The sequence below is a fragment of the Sulfitobacter sp. M368 genome (genome assembly GCF_025141875.1).
GTDB lineage: Bacteria > Pseudomonadota > Alphaproteobacteria > Rhodobacterales > Rhodobacteraceae > Sulfitobacter > Sulfitobacter mediterraneus_A.
The window spans coordinates 1,319,087-1,341,962 of sequence record NZ_CP081113.1 but is presented as its reverse complement, the minus strand read 5'-3'; the positions used below and the strand labels follow the sequence as shown (position 1 = coordinate 1,341,962).

23 protein-coding genes are annotated in these 22,876 nt (G+C 58.5%); 13 read left to right on the top strand and 10 right to left on the bottom strand.

Annotation, left to right across the window (positions count from 1 at the left end; translation table 11 throughout):
- Positions 1 to 2: 2 nt before the first annotated feature.
- The 8 genes from K3754_RS06790 (at position 3) to K3754_RS06755 (ending at position 8,625) form a co-directional block, all read left to right on the top strand.
- Entirely contained in the window at positions 3 to 737 is a 735-nt protein-coding gene (locus tag K3754_RS06790) for a transporter substrate-binding domain-containing protein (RefSeq protein ID WP_259942213.1), read from the top strand.
- A 79-nt stretch (positions 738 to 816) separates the two neighbouring features.
- Positions 817 to 1,698 carry an ABC transporter permease gene (locus tag K3754_RS06785; RefSeq protein ID WP_203212171.1) on the top strand — a complete coding sequence of 294 codons (882 nt, stop codon included), beginning with the start codon at positions 817 to 819 and terminating at the stop codon, positions 1,696 to 1,698.
- The gene (locus K3754_RS06780; protein ID WP_203211751.1) at positions 1,695 to 2,501 is read left to right on the top strand and encodes an ABC transporter permease; all 807 of its coding nucleotides are present in this window, start codon (positions 1,695 to 1,697) and stop codon (positions 2,499 to 2,501) included. Before K3754_RS06785 ends, K3754_RS06780 begins: the two co-directional genes overlap by 4 nt.
- 116 nt (positions 2,502 to 2,617) lie before the next feature.
- On the top strand, positions 2,618 to 3,952 hold the full coding sequence (locus K3754_RS06775; protein WP_259942210.1) for a glutamine synthetase family protein: 1,335 nt from the start codon (positions 2,618 to 2,620) through the stop codon (positions 3,950 to 3,952).
- Between the two features lie 9 nt (positions 3,953 to 3,961).
- Positions 3,962 to 4,651 carry a type 1 glutamine amidotransferase gene (locus K3754_RS06770; RefSeq protein ID WP_259942208.1) on the top strand — a complete coding sequence of 230 codons (690 nt, stop codon included), beginning with the start codon at positions 3,962 to 3,964 and terminating at the stop codon, positions 4,649 to 4,651.
- Positions 4,651 to 6,009: a glutamine synthetase family protein gene (locus tag K3754_RS06765; protein ID WP_203211754.1), complete on the top strand. Its 1,359-nt coding sequence runs from the start codon at positions 4,651 to 4,653 to the stop codon at positions 6,007 to 6,009. Before K3754_RS06770 ends, K3754_RS06765 begins: the two co-directional genes overlap by 1 nt.
- A gap of 29 nt (positions 6,010 to 6,038) precedes the next feature.
- Positions 6,039 to 7,343 (top strand): FAD-binding oxidoreductase, encoded by a 1,305-nt coding sequence (locus K3754_RS06760; protein ID WP_259942206.1) that lies wholly within the window; start codon positions 6,039 to 6,041, stop codon positions 7,341 to 7,343.
- Between the two features lie 103 nt (positions 7,344 to 7,446).
- Positions 7,447 to 8,625 carry a DegT/DnrJ/EryC1/StrS aminotransferase family protein gene (locus K3754_RS06755; RefSeq protein WP_259942204.1) on the top strand — a complete coding sequence of 393 codons (1,179 nt, stop codon included), beginning with the start codon at positions 7,447 to 7,449 and terminating at the stop codon, positions 8,623 to 8,625.
- A gap of 128 nt (positions 8,626 to 8,753) precedes the next feature.
- Here K3754_RS06755 and phaR read toward each other — a convergent pair whose 3' ends face one another.
- The 3 genes from phaR to K3754_RS06740 form a co-directional block, all read right to left on the bottom strand.
- On the bottom strand, positions 8,754 to 9,314 hold the full coding sequence (gene phaR, locus K3754_RS06750) for a polyhydroxyalkanoate synthesis repressor PhaR (RefSeq protein ID WP_203211756.1): 561 nt from the start codon (positions 9,312 to 9,314) through the stop codon (positions 8,754 to 8,756).
- Positions 9,315 to 9,445: 131 nt separating this feature from the next.
- On the bottom strand, positions 9,446 to 9,889 hold the full coding sequence (locus tag K3754_RS06745; RefSeq protein ID WP_203212173.1) for a phasin family protein: 444 nt from the start codon (positions 9,887 to 9,889) through the stop codon (positions 9,446 to 9,448).
- Positions 9,890 to 10,037: 148 nt separating this feature from the next.
- A complete protein-coding gene (locus K3754_RS06740; protein WP_203211757.1) occupies positions 10,038 to 11,843 on the bottom strand; it encodes an alpha/beta hydrolase in 1,806 nt (601 codons plus the stop codon).
- 105 nt (positions 11,844 to 11,948) lie between these two features.
- Between K3754_RS06740 and phaZ the strand changes: the two genes are divergently transcribed.
- Together phaZ and K3754_RS06730 are read left to right on the top strand one after the other, a co-directional pair.
- Positions 11,949 to 13,220 (top strand): polyhydroxyalkanoate depolymerase, encoded by a 1,272-nt coding sequence (gene phaZ, locus K3754_RS06735; protein WP_203211758.1) that lies wholly within the window; start codon positions 11,949 to 11,951, stop codon positions 13,218 to 13,220.
- Between the two features lie 4 nt (positions 13,221 to 13,224).
- Positions 13,225 to 13,794 (top strand): DUF6151 family protein, encoded by a 570-nt coding sequence (locus K3754_RS06730; RefSeq protein WP_259942200.1) that lies wholly within the window; start codon positions 13,225 to 13,227, stop codon positions 13,792 to 13,794.
- 7 nt (positions 13,795 to 13,801) lie between these two features.
- On the opposite strand, the gene K3754_RS06725 is transcribed toward K3754_RS06730, so the two are convergent.
- The 7 genes from K3754_RS06725 to K3754_RS06695 form a co-directional block, all read right to left on the bottom strand.
- Positions 13,802 to 14,512, bottom strand: a complete 711-nt coding sequence (locus tag K3754_RS06725) for an alpha/beta fold hydrolase (protein WP_259942198.1) — start codon at positions 14,510 to 14,512, stop codon at positions 13,802 to 13,804.
- Positions 14,513 to 14,610: 98 nt separating this feature from the next.
- Positions 14,611 to 15,228 carry a hypothetical protein gene (locus tag K3754_RS06720; protein WP_259943260.1) on the bottom strand — a complete coding sequence of 206 codons (618 nt, stop codon included), beginning with the start codon at positions 15,226 to 15,228 and terminating at the stop codon, positions 14,611 to 14,613.
- A gap of 17 nt (positions 15,229 to 15,245) precedes the next feature.
- Positions 15,246 to 15,674 (bottom strand): VOC family protein, encoded by a 429-nt coding sequence (locus tag K3754_RS06715; RefSeq protein WP_259942195.1) that lies wholly within the window; start codon positions 15,672 to 15,674, stop codon positions 15,246 to 15,248.
- 15 nt (positions 15,675 to 15,689) lie between these two features.
- Positions 15,690 to 16,442, bottom strand: a complete 753-nt coding sequence (locus K3754_RS06710) for a carboxylesterase (protein ID WP_203211762.1) — start codon at positions 16,440 to 16,442, stop codon at positions 15,690 to 15,692.
- Positions 16,443 to 16,512: 70 nt separating this feature from the next.
- On the bottom strand, positions 16,513 to 16,758 hold the full coding sequence (locus K3754_RS06705) for a hypothetical protein (protein ID WP_203211763.1): 246 nt from the start codon (positions 16,756 to 16,758) through the stop codon (positions 16,513 to 16,515).
- A gap of 117 nt (positions 16,759 to 16,875) precedes the next feature.
- Positions 16,876 to 18,135, bottom strand: a complete 1,260-nt coding sequence (locus K3754_RS06700; protein ID WP_259942190.1) for an MFS transporter — start codon at positions 18,133 to 18,135, stop codon at positions 16,876 to 16,878.
- Positions 18,136 to 18,195: 60 nt separating this feature from the next.
- Entirely contained in the window at positions 18,196 to 19,038 is an 843-nt protein-coding gene (locus K3754_RS06695) for a creatininase family protein (RefSeq protein WP_203211765.1), read from the bottom strand.
- Between the two features lie 73 nt (positions 19,039 to 19,111).
- Here K3754_RS06695 and K3754_RS06690 point away from each other — a divergent pair, with 73 nt between their 5' ends.
- The 3 genes from K3754_RS06690 to K3754_RS06680 all read left to right on the top strand — a co-directional run bounded on the left by K3754_RS06690 (position 19,112) and on the right by K3754_RS06680 (position 22,850).
- Positions 19,112 to 20,284, top strand: coding sequence for an MFS transporter (locus tag K3754_RS06690; protein WP_259942188.1), 1,173 nt, complete (start codon positions 19,112 to 19,114; stop codon positions 20,282 to 20,284).
- Positions 20,285 to 20,372: 88 nt separating this feature from the next.
- Positions 20,373 to 22,319 carry a threonine--tRNA ligase gene (gene thrS, locus K3754_RS06685; protein WP_203211767.1) on the top strand — a complete coding sequence of 649 codons (1,947 nt, stop codon included), beginning with the start codon at positions 20,373 to 20,375 and terminating at the stop codon, positions 22,317 to 22,319.
- 228 nt (positions 22,320 to 22,547) lie between these two features.
- A complete protein-coding gene (locus K3754_RS06680; RefSeq protein ID WP_203211768.1) occupies positions 22,548 to 22,850 on the top strand; it encodes a DUF2282 domain-containing protein in 303 nt (100 codons plus the stop codon).
- Positions 22,851 to 22,876 lie beyond the last annotated feature (26 nt).

The window sequence follows — 22,876 nt, the reverse complement described above, 5'->3', positions numbered from 1 at the left end:
TCATGAAGAAGATTATCCTCGCGACAGCGGCGTTGGCCGTTACCGGATCATTGGCATTTGCTGATGGTCACGGCAAAACCATCCGCATGGGCACCGAAGGCGCTTACCCTCCGTACAACTACCTCAATGACGATGGCAAAATTGACGGCTTTGAAATCGAGCTGGGCAATGAGTTGTGCAAACGCGCTGAGCTGACGTGCGAATGGGTCACAAACGAGTGGGACAGCATCATCCCCAACCTCGTCTCAAGCAACTATGACACCATCATGGCCGGCATGAGCATCACCGATGAGCGCGATGAAGTCATCGATTTCACTCAGGACTACTTCCCGCCAACCGCCTCTGCCTATGTTGCAGCTTCCGAGGGTGCGGATCTGGAATCCGGTGTGGTTGCCGCACAGACATCCACAATTCAGGCCGGTCACATTGCGGCAAGCGGCGCTCAGCTGGTTGAATTTGCAACGCCGGAAGAAACCGTGGCCGCCGTGCGCAAGGGCGAAGCAGACGCCGTGTTCGCGGACAAAGACTACCTCGCGCCGCTGGTCGAAGCCTCCGGCGGTGAGCTGATGTTTGTTGGGCCAGACGTTCCATTGGGCGGCGGCATCGGCATGGGCCTGCGCGAAAGCGACACCGAGCTGAAAACAAAGTTCGACGCAGCGATCACCGCAATGAAAGCGGATGGTTCGCTGAACGCCATGTTGAAAAAGTGGTTCGGCGACGAAACCGCGACTTACTAAACCAATCAGGGGGAGGGCATCGCGTCCTCCCCTTACCTTTTGATAAAACACAACTTCTACAGCATCCACAGGTGCCACCATTTTCGAATATTGCGCAGACCCCAGCCAGCTAGAAGGCTTTCGCTGGCTCAGTTGCTACCTGACCACGGGCAAGCATATGTCATTGTATTGGTCCGTCGTGACCGTGCTGACACTTTTGGCGATCACCGCACCTGTTGCGCTTGCCTTTGGATTTGCCGGGGCCTCTGCGGCGCGGTCATCGTTCTTTCCGCTGCGCTGGTTTGGCAAGACCTATATCGCGCTGGTGCGCGGAGTGCCCGACATCGCATTTTTCCTGTTCTTTGTAATCGCACTTGATCAGGCCATTGAATATCTGCGCCACAAGGTGCTCTGCCCCGATTGGGAGGAACCCATTCGGCAGGGCAATGATTTTGTGGTATGTCAGGCCGCAAAAATGCCGCTGAGCAGTGCGCCGCAATGGGTGCACGAAAGCTATGGTTTCGGCATTGCGGTTGTGACCTTTGCCATCGTGTTTGGCGCTTTTGCTGCCAACGTTCTGTTCGGCGCCATGCGGGCCGTGCCTCGGGCCCAGCTTGAAACCGCCGAGGCTTACGGGATGTCACAGCGCCAGACGTTCTGGCGCGTGTTGGTGCCGCAAATGTGGGTTTTTGCCCTGCCCGGCCTCAGCAACCTCTGGATGGTTTTGATCAAAGCCACACCGCTGCTGTTCCTTTTGGGTGTTGAGGACATCGTCTATTGGGCGCGGGAATTGGGCGGTTCCAAGACCCCCCGCTTTACCGACTATCCCCATGGCGACTGGCGCATGTGGTACTTCCTTGCGCTATTGGTGTTTTACTTGCTGTTCACTCGGTTCTCCGAAATCGTGCTTGATCGGATCATGGCGCGCCTCACCCATGGACAGGCAACCACCGGCGGCGAAGCACAAAGGAAAGCGGCATGAGCTGTTGGCAGACAATTCAGGATTACGGCCTGCGCTCCCTTGGGATTGGTGAACGGCTTTTGCCGCGTGACAATTTCACTCTGTGCGATCAGTTCACGCTGATCGGTTCGGGCATGATCTGGAACATCTATTTTGGTATTTTTGCCCTTGTCAGCGGCTTTTTCTTTGCCACCCTGGTGGCCCTTGGAAAGGCCAGCCCGAACCCCTGGCTGCGCAAACCGTCCGAGTGGTTTATCTTCCTGTTTCGCGGCTCGCCGCTGTTTATCCAATTCTTTTTCGGGTATTTTTTCTTTCTCACGCTGAAAAGCCACTTTGCCTTCTTCAACCCCTTCACTGCCGCGTGGCTGGGCGCGTTGATTGTATTGTTCCTCAACACCGCCGCTTATTCCGGCGAGATTTTTTATGGCGCGTTGCAATCCATCCCCAAGGGCGATGTCGAGGCCGCCGATGCCTATGGTCTGTCCGGTTGGAACCGCTTCCGCAGGGTGATCTGGCCCACGATGCTGCGCCTTGCTTGGCCGGCCTACACCAATGAGGCTATCTTTCTGTTCCATGCCACAACGCTGGTGTTTTTCAGTGGCTTCCCGGCATGGCAGCAGCGCGGCGATGCGCTTTATTACGCCAGCTATTTTGCCGACAAAACCTTTAACCCCTTTGTCCCCTATCCGATCCTTGCGGGCTATTTCATCTTGCTGACGATCATCGTGATTTCGATCTTTGGTGTGATCAATGCGCGGCTGAACCGGCATTTGCCGCAAGCAGCAAAACGCAAAATTCGCTTGCGTCCCAATCTGATCCGGTAGTATCCAGAATTTGATCAAATTATCCGGCGCGTGGGCGGCGGGTGCCTTTTGGACCGTGATGTAGCCCATCACGCCCGAACAGAGCGGCGTATGCCCACCGCCTTTTCAGGTGTGTTATGAACAATTGGCTCCGCAAACATCCTCAAGTCCGCACAATCCGTGTGGCTGCCGCTGATCTCAATGGCCAGCCGCGCGGCAAACGTATTCCCACCCGCTTTGCTGATAAGGTCACAACCGAAGGCACCCGTTTTCCTTTCTCGGTGCTCAGCCTTGATATCTGGGGCGAAGACATCGACGACAGCCCGCTGGTGTTTGAAACCGGCGACCGTGATGGCGTTCTCAAACCGACTGAGCGTGGCTTTATGCCCATGCCATGGCTCGATGCGCCCTCCGCCCTGCTGCCGATCTGGATGTTTCATGAGGATGGCCGCCCCTATGGCGGTGATCCGCGCCATGCTTTGCGGGCGGTTCTGGACCGGTTCAAGGCACGCGGTCTCACCCCGGTGTGCGCGGTCGAGCTTGAGTTTTTCCTGATCGACGATTCGGGTCGCAACCTGCAAATCCCGATCTCTCCGCGCTCTGGCAAGCGGCGCAAGGCGGCAGAGACCCTGTCGATTCGTGCACTAGATCAGTTTGATGCCTTCTTTACCGATCTCTACGACGCCTGCGAGGAAATGGACATTCCTGCCGACACCGCGATCAGTGAGGCGGGTCTGGGCCAGTTCGAGATCAACCTGATGCATTGCGATGATGCGTTGCGGGCGGCGGATGACGCCTGGCTGTTCAAGATGCTGGTCAAAGGTCTGGCCCGGCGCCATGGCTTTGCCGCGTCTTTCATGGCCAAACCTTATGAAGATTATCCCGGCTCTGGCCTGCACACACATTTTTCGGTGCTTGATCAGGACGGCAACAATGTCTTTGACAACGGCGGCGATGAAGGCACGGATATGATGCGCCACGCCGTTGCGGGCTGTATGCAGGCGATGCCCGGCTCCGCACTTGTCTTTGCACCCCATGCCAACAGTTTTGACCGGATGGTGCCGGGCAGCCACGCGCCCACGGGCGTCAGCTGGGCCTATGAAAACCGCACCTCCTCCATCCGCATCCCGTCGGGCAATCACAAGGCGCGCCGGATCGAGCACCGCGTGTCGGGCGGCGACGTGAACCCCTATCTGATGCTGGCGGCCGTTCTTGGTGCGGCGATCAATGGCATCGATGATGGCATTGAGCCGCCCGCACCTATCACCGGGAACGCCTATGCCGCCGATCTGCCGCAAATCCCCGGCGACTGGTCTTCGGCCATTGATCTGTTTGAAAAAGACCCCGCCGTAGCGCGGATTTTTGCGCCTGAGTTGATCCGCAACTTTGTCCTGACCAAGCGGCAGGAGGTCCACTATATGGCCGAGCTGACCCCGCAAGAGCAGGTCGAAATTTACCTCGATACCGTGTAAGGCAGGAACATGAAGATTGGTATTCTACAGGCTGGTCATTCACCGGATGAGCTGAAAGACGAACTGGGCAACTATGGCGAAATGTTTCCCAAGTTGCTGGCTGGGCACGGCTTTGATTTCGAGGTCTGGTCTGTCGTGGACGGTGTGTTCCCCGACAGTCTGGATCAAGCCGATGGCTGGCTGATCACCGGATCCAAGCACGGCGCCTATGAAGATCACGATTGGATTGCGCCGCTCGAAGAATTCATCCGCGAAAGCTATGCCGCCCACCGCCCGATGGTTGGCATCTGCTATGGCCATCAGGTGATCGCACAGGCATTGGGTGGCAAAGTTGAGAAATTCGATGGCGGCTGGTCTGTTGGCCGCACTGAATATGACATCGGCGGGCGCAAGCTGGCACTGAACGCATGGCATCAGGATCAGGTCACAGCCCTGCCTGAAGGTGCAGAAGTGATCGGCTCCACCGACTTTTGCAAAAACGCGGCGCTGGTCTACGATGACCGGATCTGGACCATTCAACCGCACCCCGAATTTGGCCATGCCTTCATAGACGGGCTGATCAAGACACGGGGCAAAGGGGTTGTGCCGGACGACCAACTTGCCGCCGCCGCAAAAGAACTTGGGGCGCCCCTGCACAATCAGGACATCGCTGACCAAATCGCGACATTCTTCAAGACCAAGCAGAAAGAGAGGGCCTGATGGCCGACTGGACCCAAAACCTTCCAAAAGCCGCAGCGGAATATCTGACCGACCGGCGTCTTGATGAAGTGGAATGTGTGATCCCCGACCTGCCCGGCATCGCCCGAGGCAAGGCTGTCCCGGCCAGCAAATTTGCGCGGCAGGAATACTTTCACCTTCCCGACAGCATTTTCTACCAAACCATCACTGGCAATTGGGGCGAGGCCGCAGGCGATGAAGGTTTCATCGAAAAGGACATGATCCTCAAGCCCGACATGGAGACCGCAACCGCGGCGCCCTGGACCGGGGATTGGACCTTGCAAGTGATCCACGACGCCTATGATCGCGATGACAATCCGGTGCCCTTCTCGCCCCGGAACGTCCTCAAACGGGTGGTACAACTTTATCGAGACAAGGGCTGGGAGCCGGTCGTGGCCCCCGAGATGGAATTCTTCCTCGTGGCCCGCAACCTTGATCCGGCCCAAGAAATCAAACCGATGATTGGCCGCTCAGGCCGCCCCGCCGCTGCGCGGCAGGCCTATTCGATGACCGCCGTGGACGAATTTGGCCCCGTCATCGACGACATTTACGATTTTGCCGAGGCGCAGGGATTTGAAATCGACGGCATCACCCAAGAAGGCGGCGCCGGCCAGCTCGAGATCAACCTGCTGCACGGCGATCCGGTGAAACTGGCCGATGAGGTGTTCTATTTCAAACGTCTGATCCGCGAAGCGGCCCTGCGCCACGATTGTTATGCCACCTTTATGGCCAAACCCATCGAGGATGAACCGGGATCAGCCATGCATATTCACCATTCGGTGTTGGATACGAAGACCGGCAAGAACATTTTTTCCGCCGAAGACGGATCTGAAACGCCTGCCTTTATGCACTTCATCGCGGGGCTGCAAAACCACATGCCAGATGCGCTGGCTGTGATTGCGCCCTATGTGAACAGCTACCGGCGTTATGTCAAAGACCACGCAGCACCAATCAACCTCGAATGGGGGCGCGACAATCGCACCACGGGTATTCGTGTGCCGCTTTCCGGCCCGGCGGCGCGGCGTGTGGAAAACCGCCTCGCCGGCATGGATTGCAACCCCTATCTGGGCATCGCGGCGTCACTCGCTTGCGGATATCTGGGCCTGACCGAGGGCAAAGCCCCGGCGGACGAATTCAAAGGCGATGCCTATGATGGCGATGGCGATATCCCACAGGTTCTCGGCTCTGCCCTTGATCTGTTTGACGAAGCCACCGCGCTGCACAGCGTTCTTGGCACCGAATTCGCCCGCGTCTATTCGATCGTGAAACGCGCCGAATATGACGAGTTCTTGCAGGTCATCTCCCCTTGGGAACGTGAACACCTGCTGATGAACGTCTGACGCCCCCAGACCAACAAAAGGTGACGGAAGTGAACCTGCTTTATGCCAATGACCGGCGCGGCGCTTATCCAGACAGCTGGTACGCCGCGACCGCCACGCCGATGGATCGCTTTCCCACCTTGAAGGGGGCGCAAAAGGCGGACGTCTGTGTGATTGGCGGCGGCTATACCGGTCTGTCTGCCGCCCTGCACTTGGCCCAGGCGGGCCGTGACGTGATTCTGATCGATGCCCAGCGGGTCGGCTTTGGCGCATCAGGGCGCAATGGCGGGCAATTGGGCAGCGGCCAGCGGGTCGAGCAGGACGCGCTGGAAAAGATGCTGGGCGATCCCCATGCCGCGACCCTGTGGCAAATGGGGGAAGAGGCCAAGGATCTGGTCAAGAGCTTGATCAAAAAACACGATATCGACTGTCACCTAAAGCCCGGCGTGGCCTGGACAGCCTCAGACAAGGGCGATCTGAAGCATCTGCACGCCTATGCGGACCATCTGCAAAGCCGCTATGGTTATGACCAGATCGAAACGCTGGATCACACGGCATTGCAATCGGTCTGCCCTTCACCGGATTATCTGGGCGGGGTTCTGGACATGGGCGCGGCGCATCTGCACCCGCTGAACTACGCGCTGGGTCTGGCAAAGGCCGCCGCCGCAGCGGGGGTGCGTATCTTCGAAACCAGCCCGGCCCACCACATCACCGAAGGCCGCAAAACCACTGTTCAAACCGACGCAGGCCGGATCGAGGCCGACCACGTGATCCTTGCCTGCAACGGCTATCTTGGCGGGCTGAACCGCAAAGTGGCGGCGCGGGTGATGCCGATCAACAATTTCATCGCCGCCACCGCCCCCTTGGGGAGTGGCATCAAGGACGTGCTGCCCCGCGACGTGGCCGTGGCCGACAGCCGCTTTGTCGTCAACTATTTCCGTCTGTCCCACGATGGCAGGCTGCTGTTTGGTGGTGGCGAAAGCTATGGCTATCGCTTCCCCACAGACATCGCGGCCAAAGTCCGCAAACCCATGACCGAGATTTTTCCGCATCTCAAGGACATCCCCATCGATTACGCCTGGGGCGGTACGCTGGGCATCACCATGAAACGCCTGCCCTATGTGGCACGGGTGGCCCCCAACATCCTGTCTGCCTCCGGCTATTCCGGCCACGGCGTCGGCACGGCAACCCACGCAGGCGCGTTGATGGCCCGCGCCATTCAAGGCGACAGCGACGGCTTTGACACAATGGCTGCGATCCCGACCCGCCCCTTCCCCGGCGGCGCGGCGCTGCGCAACCCGCTGCTGGTGCTCGCCATGACCTGGTATTCCCTGCGCGACCGGTTGGGCATCTGATCAAACCCCAACTACCGTTCCACAGGGCGGCTATCGCTTGGCCCTTGGTCTGTTCCCTCAATTGTTTTACAAATTCGAAAACAACAATTCGGATTCTTGAAATATGTCACTGCCCGACCTGCACCAGGCCGAAGCCATCCCAACAGCTGCCCAAAACGATCTGAACCGTATTCTGCAAGACGGAGATCTGTTCCGCTATACCGCCACATCGGACGCTCCGGTGTCCCTGCTGGAACGGGATTTTGCGCAAATGATGGGCAGCACCTATGCGCTTGCGGTCTCGTCCTGCTCTGCGGCGCTGTTTCTGTCTCTCAAGGCGCTGGACCTGCCGGCAGAGGCCCGTGTGCTGATCCCCGGCTTCACCTTTGCCGCAGTGCCCTCCGCAGTGATCCATGCCGGATGCCGCCCCGTGCTGTGTGAGGTTGCCGACAACTACCGCATCAATGTCGACGATTTTGCGGAAAAACTTCCCTCAGTTCAGGCGGTGATTATCAGCCACATGCGCGGCCACACCTCGGACATGGATGCCATCCTGACCCTCTGTGCAGATGCAGATATTCCCGTGATTGAAGATGCCGCACATTCCCTCGGCACCCTTTGGCATGGCCGGAAAATCGGCACTCTGGGCAAAATCGGCTGCTTTTCGTTCCAGTCTTACAAAATGATCAACGCAGGCGAAGGCGGCATTCTGATCACAGACGATGCAGATCTGGTTGCACGGGCGATCATCATGTCCGGCGCCTATGAACACAATTGGAAGAAACATGCTGCCCTGCACTCTGCCTTTGCCCGCTGGCAAAACCAACTGCCGCTCTACAATCTGCGCATGTCAAACCTCGCCGCTGCCGTGATCCGCCCGCAGCTGGCCGAATTGCCCCGCCGTACTTCAGATGGGTTGCGCAACCATGATTACGTCGCCGCCCGGCTGTCGCGCACCGACCGGATCGACGTGCCCGCGCCGCTGGCGCCCGAAACACGGGCACCCGATTCCATCCAATTCAATCTCATTGGAATGTCAGACAATGCAGTTGCGCAATTTGCCCAAACCGCCGCCGACATGGGCGTCAAGGTTCAGGTCTTCGGAATGTCAGACGACAACGCCCGCGCGTTCTGGAACTGGCAGTTCATCCCCGATCTGCCCGACCTGCCCCAAACCCGCGCGATGCTGATGCGGGCCTGCGACGTGCGCTTGCCGGTTCAACTGAGCCTTGATCAATTGGATGCGGTCTGTGCGGTGCTGCTCAAGGCGCTGGACCACGCAACCAAAGAGGCGGCCGCCTGACCCCTGCTTCATTTGGCAAGAAAAACTCAATCCCACCGGTACAACCCGCGCCGCCGGTGCACAGGTGGGCTCAGATCAACGCATATCCCGAAAAACATGCCGCGCGGCCCCGCCGCGCGTCCTTTGGATCACTTCAACTTTGACAGTTTGTCCTGAAGCTCCGCCAACTGCCGTTTGATTGCGTCCAGATCTTCGCCTTGATCCGGGCCGTCGGCCTTGGCCGCCGAGGGCGCTTCGGGTGTGGTGCCGCCACTCCAATTGCCCGTCATCGCCTTCATAAAGGCCTGCTGCTGCGCTTGCATAACGTCCAGCCCCGGCATCTTTGCCATCGGGTTCATGGAAGACATATTTTCCATCACCCGCGCCTGCCCGTCCCGGAGCATGTCAAATGAGGCCTGCAAGAACTGCGGCACCACAGATACATCACCGGACATATAGCTGCGCACCAGATCATTCAGCACCTCGACCGGCAAAACAGATTCGCCGCGGCTTTCGTGTTCTGCAATGATTTGAAGCAGATACTGCCGCGTCAGGTCATCGCCCGACTTCAGATCAACGATCTGCACCTCGCGCCCGTCGCGGATAAAACCCGCAATATCTTCGAGCGTCACATAGTCGCTGGTTTCCGTATTATAAAGCCGCCGAGACGCATAGCGTTTGATAAGCAATGGCTTGGGTTTATCCGCCACGGTTGGTCCTCCCAGATTACGTGCTGCATTGCAGCTTATGGGAGTGTTGCACAAAAAGAAAGGGCGGGCTCAATGAGCCCGCCCTGCCCTCACACCCTAAGGGGAGGAAGTGATGTGAGGTCTATTCCGTCTTACTTCGCAGTGGCTTTTTTCGCCGCGGCCTGAACGTCGTTGGACGCCTTTTTAACGGCTGCTGTTGCGTCTTCCTGCATGTCTTTGCCGGCAGCCATCATCAGCTCGACTGTGTCCATCTGGACTTTCTTGGCGATCTCGGCGAATGCCGCCATGTGCTCGGCCGCTGTTTCAGCAGAAGCAGACGCGAAATCGGTCATGGCTTTTGCATAGTCGGCTGGCTCTGCTTTGGCTTTGGACATATCTGCCATTTTCGCCAGTGTGTCTTTTGTCCACTTGCTGGAAATCTCGGTAGATTTCTCAACAGCTGTCAGGGCAACGCCGGACAGTTTTTCATTCAGTGTCGCAGATGTTTTGAATGCGTCTTCCATTGCGGCTGTATCCACTGGGAAAGAACCCATTACGTCTTTGAACATTGCGGTCATGTCTGGTGTCTTAGTCATTTCAAGTATCCTTAAGCTCTGGTTTGTGCTTGGCGGATGCTCCGCCTTTCTGCGTCTGCTAAAGGATATAGATGCTGCAGCGCGGCATTTCAAGTATTTTTTCTGCACCGCAGCATAAATCTGGACCAAGCTCCAAAAGTCATCAAAATCAAAGCTTTGCCTTTTTCGCCACATATTCTCCAGGGGCATCTGATAGAATGATGTGGCCATCATCGCCGGGGAAACGGGCGGGAATCATCTTACCAGACCGCTTTTTCAGCCATTTCTCCCATCGCGGCCACCAAGACCCTTCGTGGAACTTTGCCCCTTCAAGCCAGTCGGCATGATCGAGGCCCAGATCATCATTGGTGTAATGGCCATATTTTTTCTTGGACGGCGGGTTGACGATCCCCGCGATGTGTCCCGACTGCGTCATGATAAAGGTCTTGTTCTCCGACCCCATCTTCTGCACGCCGCGATAGCTGTCTTTCCAGGGCGCGATGTGATCGGTCTCGCAGGCAATGGCGCAAAGCGGCACGTCAATATCGCCCAGTTCCAGATGGTGCCCCATCAGATCAAAGCCGCCATCGGCCAGCTCATTACGTTGGCACAGGCCGCGCAGATATTGCATCGCCATCTTGGCCGGCAGGTTCGCCCCGTCCCCGTTCCAATACAGCAGATCAAAGGCGGGCGGGGTCTCCCCCATCATATAGCTTTTCACCGCGGGCCCGTAGACCAGATCATTGGACCGCAAGAACGAGAACGTCCGTGCCATGATCACAGAGGGCAACACGCCTTTGTCTGCGGTCTCTGCCTCGATCCCATCAATAAAGTCATCCGTCAGGAAAGGCTGGAATTCTCCCTGATCGGAAAAATCCGTGAGCGCGGTAAAGAATGTCGCCGATTTGATCGAGGTATCGCCGCGTTGTTTCAGCAAAGACAGGGTCAGCGACAGCGTTGTGCCCGCAATGCAATAGCCAACGGCGTTGACCTGTTTCTGTCCGGTGATCTTCTTGGCCTCTGCGATCGCGGCCAGATAACCGTCTTCGACGTAATCTTCCATACCGATATCGCGGTAGGCCGCATCCGGGTTGACCCAAGACACCATGAACAAGGTGTAGCCCTGATCGACAACCCATTTGACCAATGAGTTCTGGGCCTTGAGATCAAGAATATAGAACTTGTTGATCCAGGGCGGGAACACAACCAGCGGCGTGGCATGTACCTCTTCCGTGCTGGGGGTGTATTGAATCAGCTCAAACATCTTGTTGCGGAACACGACCTTGCCCGGCGTGGTGGCGATGTTGCGGCCCAACTCAAACGCCTTTTCATCCGCAAGCCGCACGATCAGTTCACCATCATTGGCCTCCAGATCCGAGATCAGGTTTTCCAAGCCCTTGATCAGGCTCTCACCCTCGGTCTCGACCGCGCGTTCAAGGGCATCCGGGTTGGTGGCCAGAAAATTGGTCGGGCTCATCATGTCGATGATCTGGCGGCTGAAATAGGACAGCCGCTGTTTCTCGCGGGGCTCCATATCGGTGATATCTTCAACGGCCTGCGACAAGGCTTCGGAATTGATCAGATACTGTTGCTTGACAAAATTGAAGTAAGGATGCGTTTCCCAAAGCGGATTGGTAAAGCGGCGATCCCCCCCCGTCTTGTCTTCGGGTGCGACAAATGAGCCCTTCGCCAGCGCCTGCTGCGCCTCCATGAAGTGGGTCACGGTCTTGGCCCAGTACCCCATCTGATGTTCCATCAGCTTGGCCGGGTTTTGCACCGCTTCGGCCATATAGGACTGTGCAGCCTTGGAAAACAGCTCTTGATTCGGGCCGTCGAGGGATTGCTGATGGGTCTTGCGATGGGTCATGACCTCGGTCAGACGCGCCGTCAGCTCCTCCACTTTCTTTAAATTTTCGGCCATCCGCGACAACGAAGCCTCAGTTGGCGTGCCCTCTTCCGTGGTTTCAGTTGTCATCTTAACCTTTTGCTCCTATCTTCGCACCTGCAGCATAACATCACGCCTCTCCTTGAGGACTGTGACAAAATAACTGGCAACGGGCTCACAACGAGGACACCCTTCATGCGCTACATGGCTACTTACGACCTGATGGAAACCTTTCGGAACACCAATCAGTGGCTCGGCGCCTCTGCACTTGCCATGGCATCCTACCCTGCTTTTTCGATGTTTCCAAACCCTACGCTTGAATGGATGGCCGCTTGGGGCGAAGTGACGGAACGTACGTTCTCGCGGATGGTGGTGAAACCCGATTGGAACATTCCTCCCTTCGTCGGGGCCAACGGTCAGGACCGGTTGGTGACAACCGAAACCGTGGTAGAGGGCGATTTTGGCGATCTCATTCATTTCCGCGTTCAGGGCCGCACCGACAAAAAGCGGCGCGTTCTATTGGTGGCACCAATGTCCGGCCACTACGCAACTTTGCTGCGCTCAACCGTGATCAGCTTGCTGCCCGATTGTGACGTCTACATTACAGATTGGCACAACGCGCGTGACATTCCAGTCAGCGCCGGCAAATTCGACATCGAAGATTACACGTTGTATCTGGTCGACTACCTGCGCGAGCTGGGTCCGGAAACCCATGTGATCGCTGTGTGCCAACCTGCCCCGCTGGCGCTGGCCGCGACGGCTTATCTGGCCGAAGAAGACCCCGATGCGCAGCCGCGCTCCCTGACATTGATCGGTGGTCCGATCGACCCCAACGCCGCCGCCACAGATGTGACGGACTTTGGCCGCCGGGTCACGATGGGCCAGCTTGAGGAATCGATGATCCAGCGGGTCGGCTTTAAATACAAGGGTGTAGGCCGCATGGTTTACCCTGGCCTCCTGCAATTGGCCTCCTTCATCTCGATGAACAGCGAGACCCATATGGACGCTTTCAAGAACCAGATCTCCCGCGTGATGCGCGATGAGGCCCATGAGCACGACAAGCACAACAAGTTTTATGATGAATACCTTGCCGTGATGGACATGACCGCCGAGTTCTATCTTTCCACGGTTGAGCGAATCTTCAAAGCCGGCGAAATCGCCAGCAACAACTTCACTGTTGCGGGCAAGAAAGTGGACATCGGCAAGATCACAACGGTTGCGGTGAAAACCGTCGAAGGCTCCGAGGATGACATTTCCGCACCCGGCCAATGTGTTGCCGCGCTGGACCTGTTGACCGGCCTGCCGGACAGCAAAAAAGCCAACCACGTCGAAGAAGGCGCGGGCCACTACGGCATCTTTGCTGGCAAAAGCTGGCGCAACAACATCCGGCCATTGGTGTTGAACTTCATCGACGCCAACGAAGGCAAACCTGCCGCAAAGCCAGCCAAGAAAACCAAGGCGGCCTGATCCATTGACCGATCTGCCTTTCTCCTGCCGGTGCGGTCAGGTGAAAGGCACCTTGCATGATGCAGCCCCCGATGCCGGTACCCACGTCCGCTGTTTTTGCAGCTCGTGCCGGGCCGCGATGATCTATACAGGTGATCCTGATCCCGGTGATCAGGGCGTGACCCTGTTTCAGACAACACCGGACAAAATTAGCTTTCAGCAAGGGCAAGACCAGCTTGCGGTCTTTTCCTTCGGTCCCAAAAACATCCTGCGCTGGCGCGCAGCATGCTGCAATGCGGCACTATTCACCACATTACGCAGCCCCAAGATACCATTGGCGGCGCTTATCACCCGGCGGTTGGCAGACGCCACGGCCATCGGGCCGGTGAAATCGCAAGCCTTTGTCCCTCAACCCGACGGCACCAGCCAACATCAGGGAAAACTGGCATTGTTCGGGGGTGTCCTGTGGCGTGGCTTGATCGCCCGGCTGACCGGCCGTTGGAAAAACACGCCCTTCTTCGACATCAAAACACGAACGCCCACGGCCCCCGTAACGGTTCTGACCAAAGAAACCCGCACAAATCTAATTGGCTAACGCCACCCTACCGCAAGATCACCGGCAGCCCCATCCATTCGCGCAGCGCCGCAGTGGTTTCCATCGGCTGTTCCAACATCGGATAATGGCCGGAGTTTTCCAGCACGGTCAGCTTGGCAGACGGGATCAGCTCCGCCATAAAGCTGTGCCGTTTGACCGGGCACAACGCATCATGCACCCCGCACAGCACCAGCGCAGGGACTTTGCATTTCCGCAGAACCGATTGTTGATCCCGCCGGCGCTGCATCGCCCGTGATTGCCGGATGAACACATCCGCGCCCAGCACTTCGGCCATATCCGCCACCAGCGCCATCACTTCCATCCGCTGTGGACCGGGGGCAAGATGGTCTGGGGACAGGGCCGTGCGCATCACTTCGGCCATCCGCCCCGATCGCGCCTTGACGATCTCGGGCTCGCGGTTGGCCGCCATCACCGGCGTTTCCGCCAGCGGATTGGCCCCCATCAGGGCTAGGCGCGAAACGCGGCCTTCTGCGCGGCGCAGAATTTCCATCGCAACAATCGCCCCCAGATCACTGCCCAGCAAGGCAAACCGCCTTGGCAGCATCTCAAGCAAGCTTGAGGCAATTTCCTCCACCCGTTCGCCTTGCGTAACCGGAGCGACCATGATCGGCATTTCCGACGACAATTCAGCGATCTGTGGCCCAAACAAGCGCGCATCGCACATCATTCCGGGCAGAAGAACCAGCGGTTCAACCATAGATCACCATGCAATCACCTGAATACTGGGTCATTTTGCCCTGCCTGCCTGTTTTCCTAGCTATAGCACGCGCGGGCCATCCCGCAATGCGGCGCGTGTCAAAGCGGCAAGGCAATGCCTTTGAACGGCGGGAAATCAGCATAGGCTTTTTGCCGCTCCGCCAAAGTGATCTCTGGCGCCTCCCCCGCCTTCAACAGAGTCCCGCGCGGCGCGATATAACTGGAGATTGTGCGCAGCGGTTTTGGCCGCCAGACAAGGTTGAACGCCGCCAGCTTGGGGAAAAACCACATCTCTGAATAGGGCAGATGGTCATGTATCCACCACGCCAGATCGCGCCAGTCACGCCCCTCGGCATAGCGGTCCGCGAACCACGGGATCACCACCGAAGCACCGGCAATGGCCGCATCGCCAACACCGCGATCCCAGATATGGCATTCCAAGGGGTTGTCGTTGCGGGCGCAGTTCAGCCGGTTTTCATTGCCGTAGCGGTTCAGATCTGGCGCGCGATAGCCCGACCGGACAGCCACCCGGCCAAATGTCTGTTCCAAAGGGTCAAGTAGAGACGTGCAAAACGCCTTGCCATTCTTGATCACCAGATCAGGGTTTTCCGGGACGTTCGGCAGACCATGAAATCCTGAAATCTCCGAATACATGAAATCCCGCATGAAAAAGTATTTCGACAATCGCACCCGGCCAAAGGTCTCCAGGCTCCACATGCTGGCCGGTTTGCGCATCAGCCGTATCCGTTCCAGCGAAATTCGCCCCTTGGCCCCAGCGCGGAGAACGGGTTATGGGCCACCTCCCAGATATGGCCTTCGGGGTCGGCGAAGTACCCGATATGCCCGCCCCAGAAAATATCATGCGCCGGTTTCAGCACCCGCCCGCCTGCGGCTTCGGCCTTGGACAACAACGGCGCCACGTCTTCCTTGTTGGGCACGTTGTGGGAAAAAGTGGACGCCCCGCGCCCGAGTTCTTCAGCCGGCAGGCCAATGTCCTCGGCCAGTTTTTCCAGCGGGTAAATGCCCAAAGTCTGACCGATCAGATCATAGGCGATCACGCCATCTGGGCTGTCCTCTCGCGACCAGCCAAGCGCGTCATAAAAGGCCGCCAATGCAGCGGGGTCTTTGGCACCCAGAGTGATCAGCGAAATGCGTTGATCCAATTTACCACATCCTTTTCAGTTGCTTGCCGCCAAAACCTCATCAATCGCGCCGAGGATCAGATCGAGACATGGCCCGTCCGAGAACCGGTGGTCGGCATCCTTGACCAGCTTCAGCTGCATATCCGGACCTGTGGCGTGCTCCAGCAATCGCACCGCCGTTTCAACGCTGACGGCCGTATCGGCAGTGCCTTGCAGGAACCGCACCGGGAACGGCAGATGCAGTTGGTCGCGCAGGACCAGTTGCTTGCGCCCATCCTCGATCATCCGGCGGGTGATGATGTAGGGCTCCATGTAATCCGATGGCAATTCGACCTGCCCGGCGTCTGCCAATTGCTGTTTCTGCGCATCGGTGAAATTGGCCCAATAGCCATCTTCGGTGAAATCCGGCGCGGCGGCGATGGTCACCAAACCGGCAAGCTTCTCTGGCATCGCCCGCGCCAGCAAAAGCGCCTGCCAGCCGCCCATGGAAGACCCGACGGGCAAGATTGGCCCTTCTGTCAACTCGGCCACCGCCTCTGCCGTGTCTTCGGCCCAATCCCCGATGCAGCCATCCGTGAAACTTCCCGAAGATTCGCCATGACCGGAGTAGTCAAAACGCAAAAAGGCGCGGCCCTGTGCCTGCGCCCATTCTTCGAGAAACACCGCCTTGGTGCCCATCATGTCGGATTTGAGACCACCCAAAAAAACCACACAAGGACCGCGCCCGGTGGTCAGGTGATAGGCCAGTTTGCGGCCCTGTTTGGTGGTCAAAAAAGATGTGTCGCCCATGCACGCCCCCGGTGTTTTGCGCCATCATGCGCCGCACCGGGGCGGAGGGCAACCACCTCAGAACACAGGATCAGCCGCCGATGTATGTGGCTGTCTTGGGACGGTAAAAAACCTTTTGATCATGCATCCGGCCCAGCAATTCCTCGCCCGCGCGTTGATCGGCCTCGATCACCCGGATTGATTCCATGTCCGCCGGATCCTGACCACCCAGTGCAAGACGCATCTTGCTCAGCTCACGGCCCCGCGCGCGCAGCGCTTCTTCAATCAATTCAACGTCACTGATCGACAGGTCAAATGTACGATTATAGCTTGCCATTCTGCTCATCCCCCAAAGGAAAGGTCGGGGTCGCATCGCGCTGCCCCTATGTCGTAAATATACGCTGATACGTCGCAGTCAATCCATACTTGTCGAACAATTGCCGCGGGCCCGTGGCTATTCCACCTCAGGCAGGCCACGCGCAACCATTGCGGCAAGAATCGCCATCACAGCGAAAACCATCAAGGTCGCTTGCGGCCCGATGATCGCGGCCCCGCCACCGATCACGCCTGCCAGCAACAACAAACCACCGATCACCGTGTTGCTCACGGCGGCAAACGCGGCCCTTTGATCTGCGGGCGCGAGGTCGACCAGATAGGTTGAGCGCCCCTGCCGCACCCCGTGATAGGCGACCATCAACACAAACAGAACGGCGGGCATGGCCCAGAACGCCGTGGCCAATCCGGCAAACCACAATCCAACGGCTGCGCAGATCGCTGCCGCGCCTGCGCCGCCCGCCAGCATCAAGACCTTACGGCTGGATCTGTCAGACAAACGGCCCCAGACATAGGAACTGATCAAAGACGCCGATGCAGAGGCCAGAACCAAAGCGCCCAACTGGCCCAGCCCGCTGTCCTCAGACTGGCCAGCAAGAATCACCAGATAGGGTGGTGCCAATGCGGTCGAAACCAGAAGGCCGCGCACCACAACAAACCGGCGCAGATCGGCGTTGTCGCGCAAGACCCCGAACCCTGCAGCGGTTGCCGATTGCTCCGCGCTCGGCTTTTCCTCCACCCTTGAAAACAAAAGGGCTGCCGCAATCCAAAGCCCCGCTGCCAAGGCGATTGCCAAAATGATCGCCCAACGATTTTGCGCAAGACCCGACAGCAGCAACCCGGCAAAGACCAGCACCGCAACAGACGCCACGGATCCCGCCAACCCCGTCACCGCCCCGCGCCGGGTCTTGGCAACGGTTTTCCCCAGGATGTCTTTGTAAGAGACCGAACAGGCCGCCCGGCAAAGCGCCAGTCCGGCAAGAGCGGCACAAATCGCCAGCCCCGCTGCGGCCCCCTCCAGGAACACTGCAGACAGCACAATCAATCCGGCGGCGATCCCCTGCCCGGCGCTGCCGATCACCCAGGCCCATTTGCGCCGGGCCAGGCCTTGCACCCATCCCGCCAAGGGCATCTGCGGCAACAGCGCACCGGCCTCACGGATCGGGACAAGCGCACCTGCATAGACCGCAGGCGCACCCAGCGCCGTGAGCAGCCACGCCAGCACCAGCTTGGGGTCGATCAAACCATCCGCCACCTTGGTCATCGACAGCGACGCGATGTGCCGGAGCCCGTTGCGGGCCTCAGCCTGATCAATGTCTTGGGCGGCGTCCTCTGCCCCGGTGATCGCGGCAAAGGTGTCTTGGCTCTGAATATGGGTCATGATCGGTCCGTCTGTGTCTGGCCTGTGAGGCCAGACCAGTTAGGGCGATGGCCCGTTCCCTCAAGTGCCGGGTCGGAATGGCACCCCGCCGGTTTCCGCGCCGCGCAGATCTTCGGGCGCGGCCCATGTGTCCGGATCGGCAATCATCGCCGCTAGCGCGTCCGCACTCACCTCGATCAATCGCTCCCCCTTGTCCGCCGTGGCCCGCGCCGGATTGCCTGCCACACCATTGCCTGTCAGATGCGTGAAGGGCCGCCAGCGATAAGATGCCTTGCCCGCCCGCAGAAAGGTAGGCCCATCAACCGCCTTACTGGCCAATGCACCCATGTCGCTGCTGTCCACCAGATCTCCCACCAGTGCCATCATCATCGAGGTTTCCGCCTCGCAGGCGTGTTGCATCCCGTCCTGATCCTCAAGAATACCGCCCACTTCCTCAGCCGCTTCCATGGGATAGGTTGTGGCAACCAGGGTTGCGGGCACCTCCGGGGCCAGTTCATCACAGATCTGATGCATCGCGATGATGTTGCCGCCATGGGAATTGGAAATCAGGATGTCTCGAAACCCATGCCGGGTGATTGACAGGACCAGATCCCTGACCAATGCGCGAAACGTGGCATGGCTGACAGTCAGGGTTCCGCCAAAGGGCATGTGATGCTCTGACAGCCCCGACCAGACCACGGGCGTGACCACCACGGGCCGGGTTCCGCTGGCTTTGCGGGCCGCGCGAATGGCCACCTCATGGCCCAGCCGCGTGTCCGTCATAGTGGGCAGATGTGGCCCGTGTTGTTCAATCGAGGCGATGGGCAGGATCACCACCGCATTTTCGTCCGCCAGACGGCGCAATTCATGCGCCTTCAGGTTTTGCCATTCCACTTCGATCATCCTGTCCTCCTTCGGTGTCATGAAAATGCCGACGCTGCGGCAGTCTTGCATGGGCAACTAGACCTGTTAGGCATTTGATATGCAATCCTCTGACATGGCCCCTGCCCCTGATCGGTTGCTGATCCCCCTGTTGTCGTTGGGCAACTTTGTGATCGGTATGGGGGCCTTTGTGATCGTTGGAGTGCTAGAACCTCTGGGCGCCGATATGCAGCGCAGCGCCGCCTCTGCCGGACAATTGTTGACCGTCTATTCCATTGCTTACGCAATCTTGTCGCCTTTGTTGGTCGCCCTCAGCGGGCGCGTGGGCCGCAGGCGGGTCCTGGCATCGGCCTTTGTTCTGTTTGCGCTGGCAGCTGTCCTTTCGGCGGTTGCCACAAACTTTGCCATGCTCAACATCGGACGGGTGCTGGCCGCGGCAGGCGCGGGTCTGTTCACCCCCGTGGCCGCAGCCGTTGCCGCCGCACTCTACCCAGAGGCGCAAAGGGCGCGGGTTCTGGCCAGCGTGTTTTTCGGGCTCACCCTTTCGCAGGTTCTGGGCGTGCCGGTCGGAAGCTGGATCGCCTATAGCTTTGGCTGGCGGTGGGCGTTCTGGCTGGTGCTGGCGCTGACCCTTCCGCTGATATGGCTGACATGGCGGCGCGTGCCGGCCGGTCTGAGGTTTCAGCCCGTGAGCTTGACCGATCTTGGGCATGTCCTCTCGCAGGGCCGCGTGATGCTGGCAGTAATGTTCACCGGCAGTTTTCTTGGCTCGATCTATGTCCTTTATACCTATGTCGCACCGCTGCTGAGCGGGACCATGGGATATGGGCGGGATGGTATTACCGCGATCTTGCTTGTGTTTGGTTTGGGGGCGGTCGGAGGCAACATCCTTGGCGGGTTCCTTGCCGATAAGCTGGGCTGGAAAATCACGCTAACCGCGCTTTGCCTGTGCCAAATGTCTGTGATGCCACTGTTTTCCTTGTTGCCCGTCTCCGACATTGCGCTTGTGGCCATCGCATTTTTCTGGGCGCTCTCCGGATGGGCCTTTATGGCCGGACAACAGATGCGCCTGATCAATTTTGCCGGGGCGCAGGCGCCTGTCGTTCTGGCCGTCAATGCCGCGGCGATCTATATTGGCGCGGCCATTGGATCGGCCATCGGCGGGCTGGTCATCGCAGGATTTGGCATTGCCGCCACTGGATTTGCCGCCGGTTGCTGTGCCTGCCTTGCCCTGCTGCACCTGTGGCTTTCTGTCCGCTATCCGCCACAGCCTCAACACAGCCCTTGACCTTGCCTGCCCGCCGCGCGAAACAGCGCCCACACATAACCCGCAACCGGGCGTCTCGTGGGCGCCAAACTGACGAGGAGCGCCCAAGATGGCTCAAATCTCTCTCACCCTTCCCGATGGCAATGCACGCAGCTACGACGCAGGTATCACTGCGGGCGAAGTGGCGGCCGATATTTCCAAATCCCTTGGTAAAAAAGCCATCAGCGCCACCGTGAACGGCGCACATTACGATCTGGCCTGGCCGATCGATGCTGATGCCGACATCGCCATCCACACCATGGCCGACGAAGAACAGGCCAATGAGCTGGTGCGCCACGACTTGGCCCATATCATGGCCCGCGCCGTGCAGGAGATCTGGCCTGATACCAAAGTGACCATCGGCCCGGTGATCAAGGACGGTTGGTACTACGACTTTGACCGCAAAGACCCGTTTACCCCCGAAGACCTTGGCCTCATCGAAAAAAAGATGAAGGAAATCATCAACAAGCGCGACCCCGTCCGCACCGAGGTCTGGGACCGCGCCCGCGCGATCAAACACTACGAGGACAATGGCGAGCCCTATAAGGTTGAGCTGATCGACGCCATCCCCGGCGATGAGCCATTGCGCATGTATTGGCATGGCGACTGGCAGGATCTGTGCCGGGGTCCGCATTTGCAGCATACCGGCCAAGTGCCGGGCGATGCCTTCAAACTGATGTCCATTGCAGGCGCTTACTGGCGCGGCGACAGCGACCGTGCGATGCTGCAACGGATCTATGGCGTAGCCTTCACCGGCAAGGAAAAACTGCGCGCACATCTGAACATGCTTGAAGAGGCCGCCAAACGCGACCACCGCAAACTGGGCCGCGAGATGGATCTGTTCCACATGCAGGAAGAAGCCCCCGGACAGGTGTTCTGGCACGCCAACGGCTGGCAAATCTACACCGAACTGCAAGACTACATGCGCCGCCAGCAACGCAAAGGTGGCTACGTGGAGGTCAACACTCCGCAGGTCGTGGACCGTAAATTGTGGGAAGCCTCCGGTCACTGGGAAAAGTATCAGGAAAACATGTTCATCGTCGAAGTCGACGAAGAGCACGCCCGCGAAAAGGCGGTCAACGCCCTGAAACCGATGAACTGCCCCTGCCACGTGCAGATCTTTAACCAGGGTCTGAAATCCTATCGCGATTTGCCGCTGCGCATGGCCGAATTCGGCTCGTGCAACCGGTATGAGCCCTCTGGCGCCCTGCACGGTATCATGCGCGTGCGCGGCTTTACCCAAGATGACGGGCATATTTTCTGCCGCGAGGACCAGATCGAGGCGGAAACCGCTGAGTTCATCACCTTCCTCAGCAACATCTACAAAGATCTGGGTTTCGAGAACTTCAGCGTGAAATTCTCCGACCGGCCAGAGACACGCTCCGGCTCGGACGAGGTTTGGGACAAGGCCGAAGAGGCGCTCTTGTCAGCCACCCGTGCCGCCGGGATCGAACCCGAACTGAACCCCGGCGAAGGCGCATTTTATGGCCCTAAGTTGGAGTTTGTCCTGACCGACGCGATTGGCCGCGATTGGCAATGCGGCACCCATCAGGTTGATTTCGTCCTGCCCGAACGGCTGGATGCAACCTACGTGGGCGCCGATGGCGCCAAGCACCGCCCCGTAATGCTGCACCGGGCCACCCTGGGCAGTTTTGAGCGTTTCATCGGGATTCTGATCGAAGAGCACGCTGGCAAATTGCCCTTCTGGCTGGCCCCACGTCAGGTTGTTGTTGCCTCGATCACATCCGAGGCTGATGACTATGTGGTTGAAGTTGTTGAGACTCTCAAAGCCGCCGGTGTGCGGGCCGAGGCCGATATGCGTAACGAAAAAATCAACTACAAGGTCCGCGAACATTCAGTTGGCAAGGTGCCTGTGATTCTCGCCGTGGGTGGCCGCGAAGTGGAAGAAAAGACCGTGTCTGTCCGCCGTTTGGGCGAAAAACAGACTTCGGTGCAACCCTTGGCCGATGTTGCCGCCGCCCTGAGCGTCGAGGCAACACCGCCCGATCTGCGATGATCCGGTCCTTGTAACATTCCTCACACGGGGCCGTTTGCGCGGCCCCGTTTTTTGTGGGCCTGTAACAATTCACAGGTGCCAAAGGCCAAATTCGCAACAAATCTCCCAGATTTTCCGGCAAATCCTGACAGGATCGTGACACACTCCCTCGTGAGTGGTGTTAGACTGGCCCGGATGGTTTACTCTTCACATCACCCGTTGATTTGAACACCAAAGGAAGTTTGAAAAATGTCCAACACACTCAAATCCGTCGCGCTTGCAGGCGCTGTTGCCGCAGCGATGACCGCACAGACAACCACGGCTGAGGCGGCCTCCAAAGAGAAATGCTATGGCGTGTCTTTGGCTGGTGAAAACGACTGCGCTGCCGGCCCGGGCACCACCTGCGCAGGTACATCCGTCACCGACTATCAAGGCAACGCCTGGACGTTGGTTGACGCCGGAACCTGCGAAAGCATCGATTTGCCAGCGATGGCAGACGGCTCTGAGCGCAAAGGCTCGCTTGAGGCACTCGACCGCGACCTGCCCGCGTAAGAAATGCGTTCCGGGCGGCCCAGAGC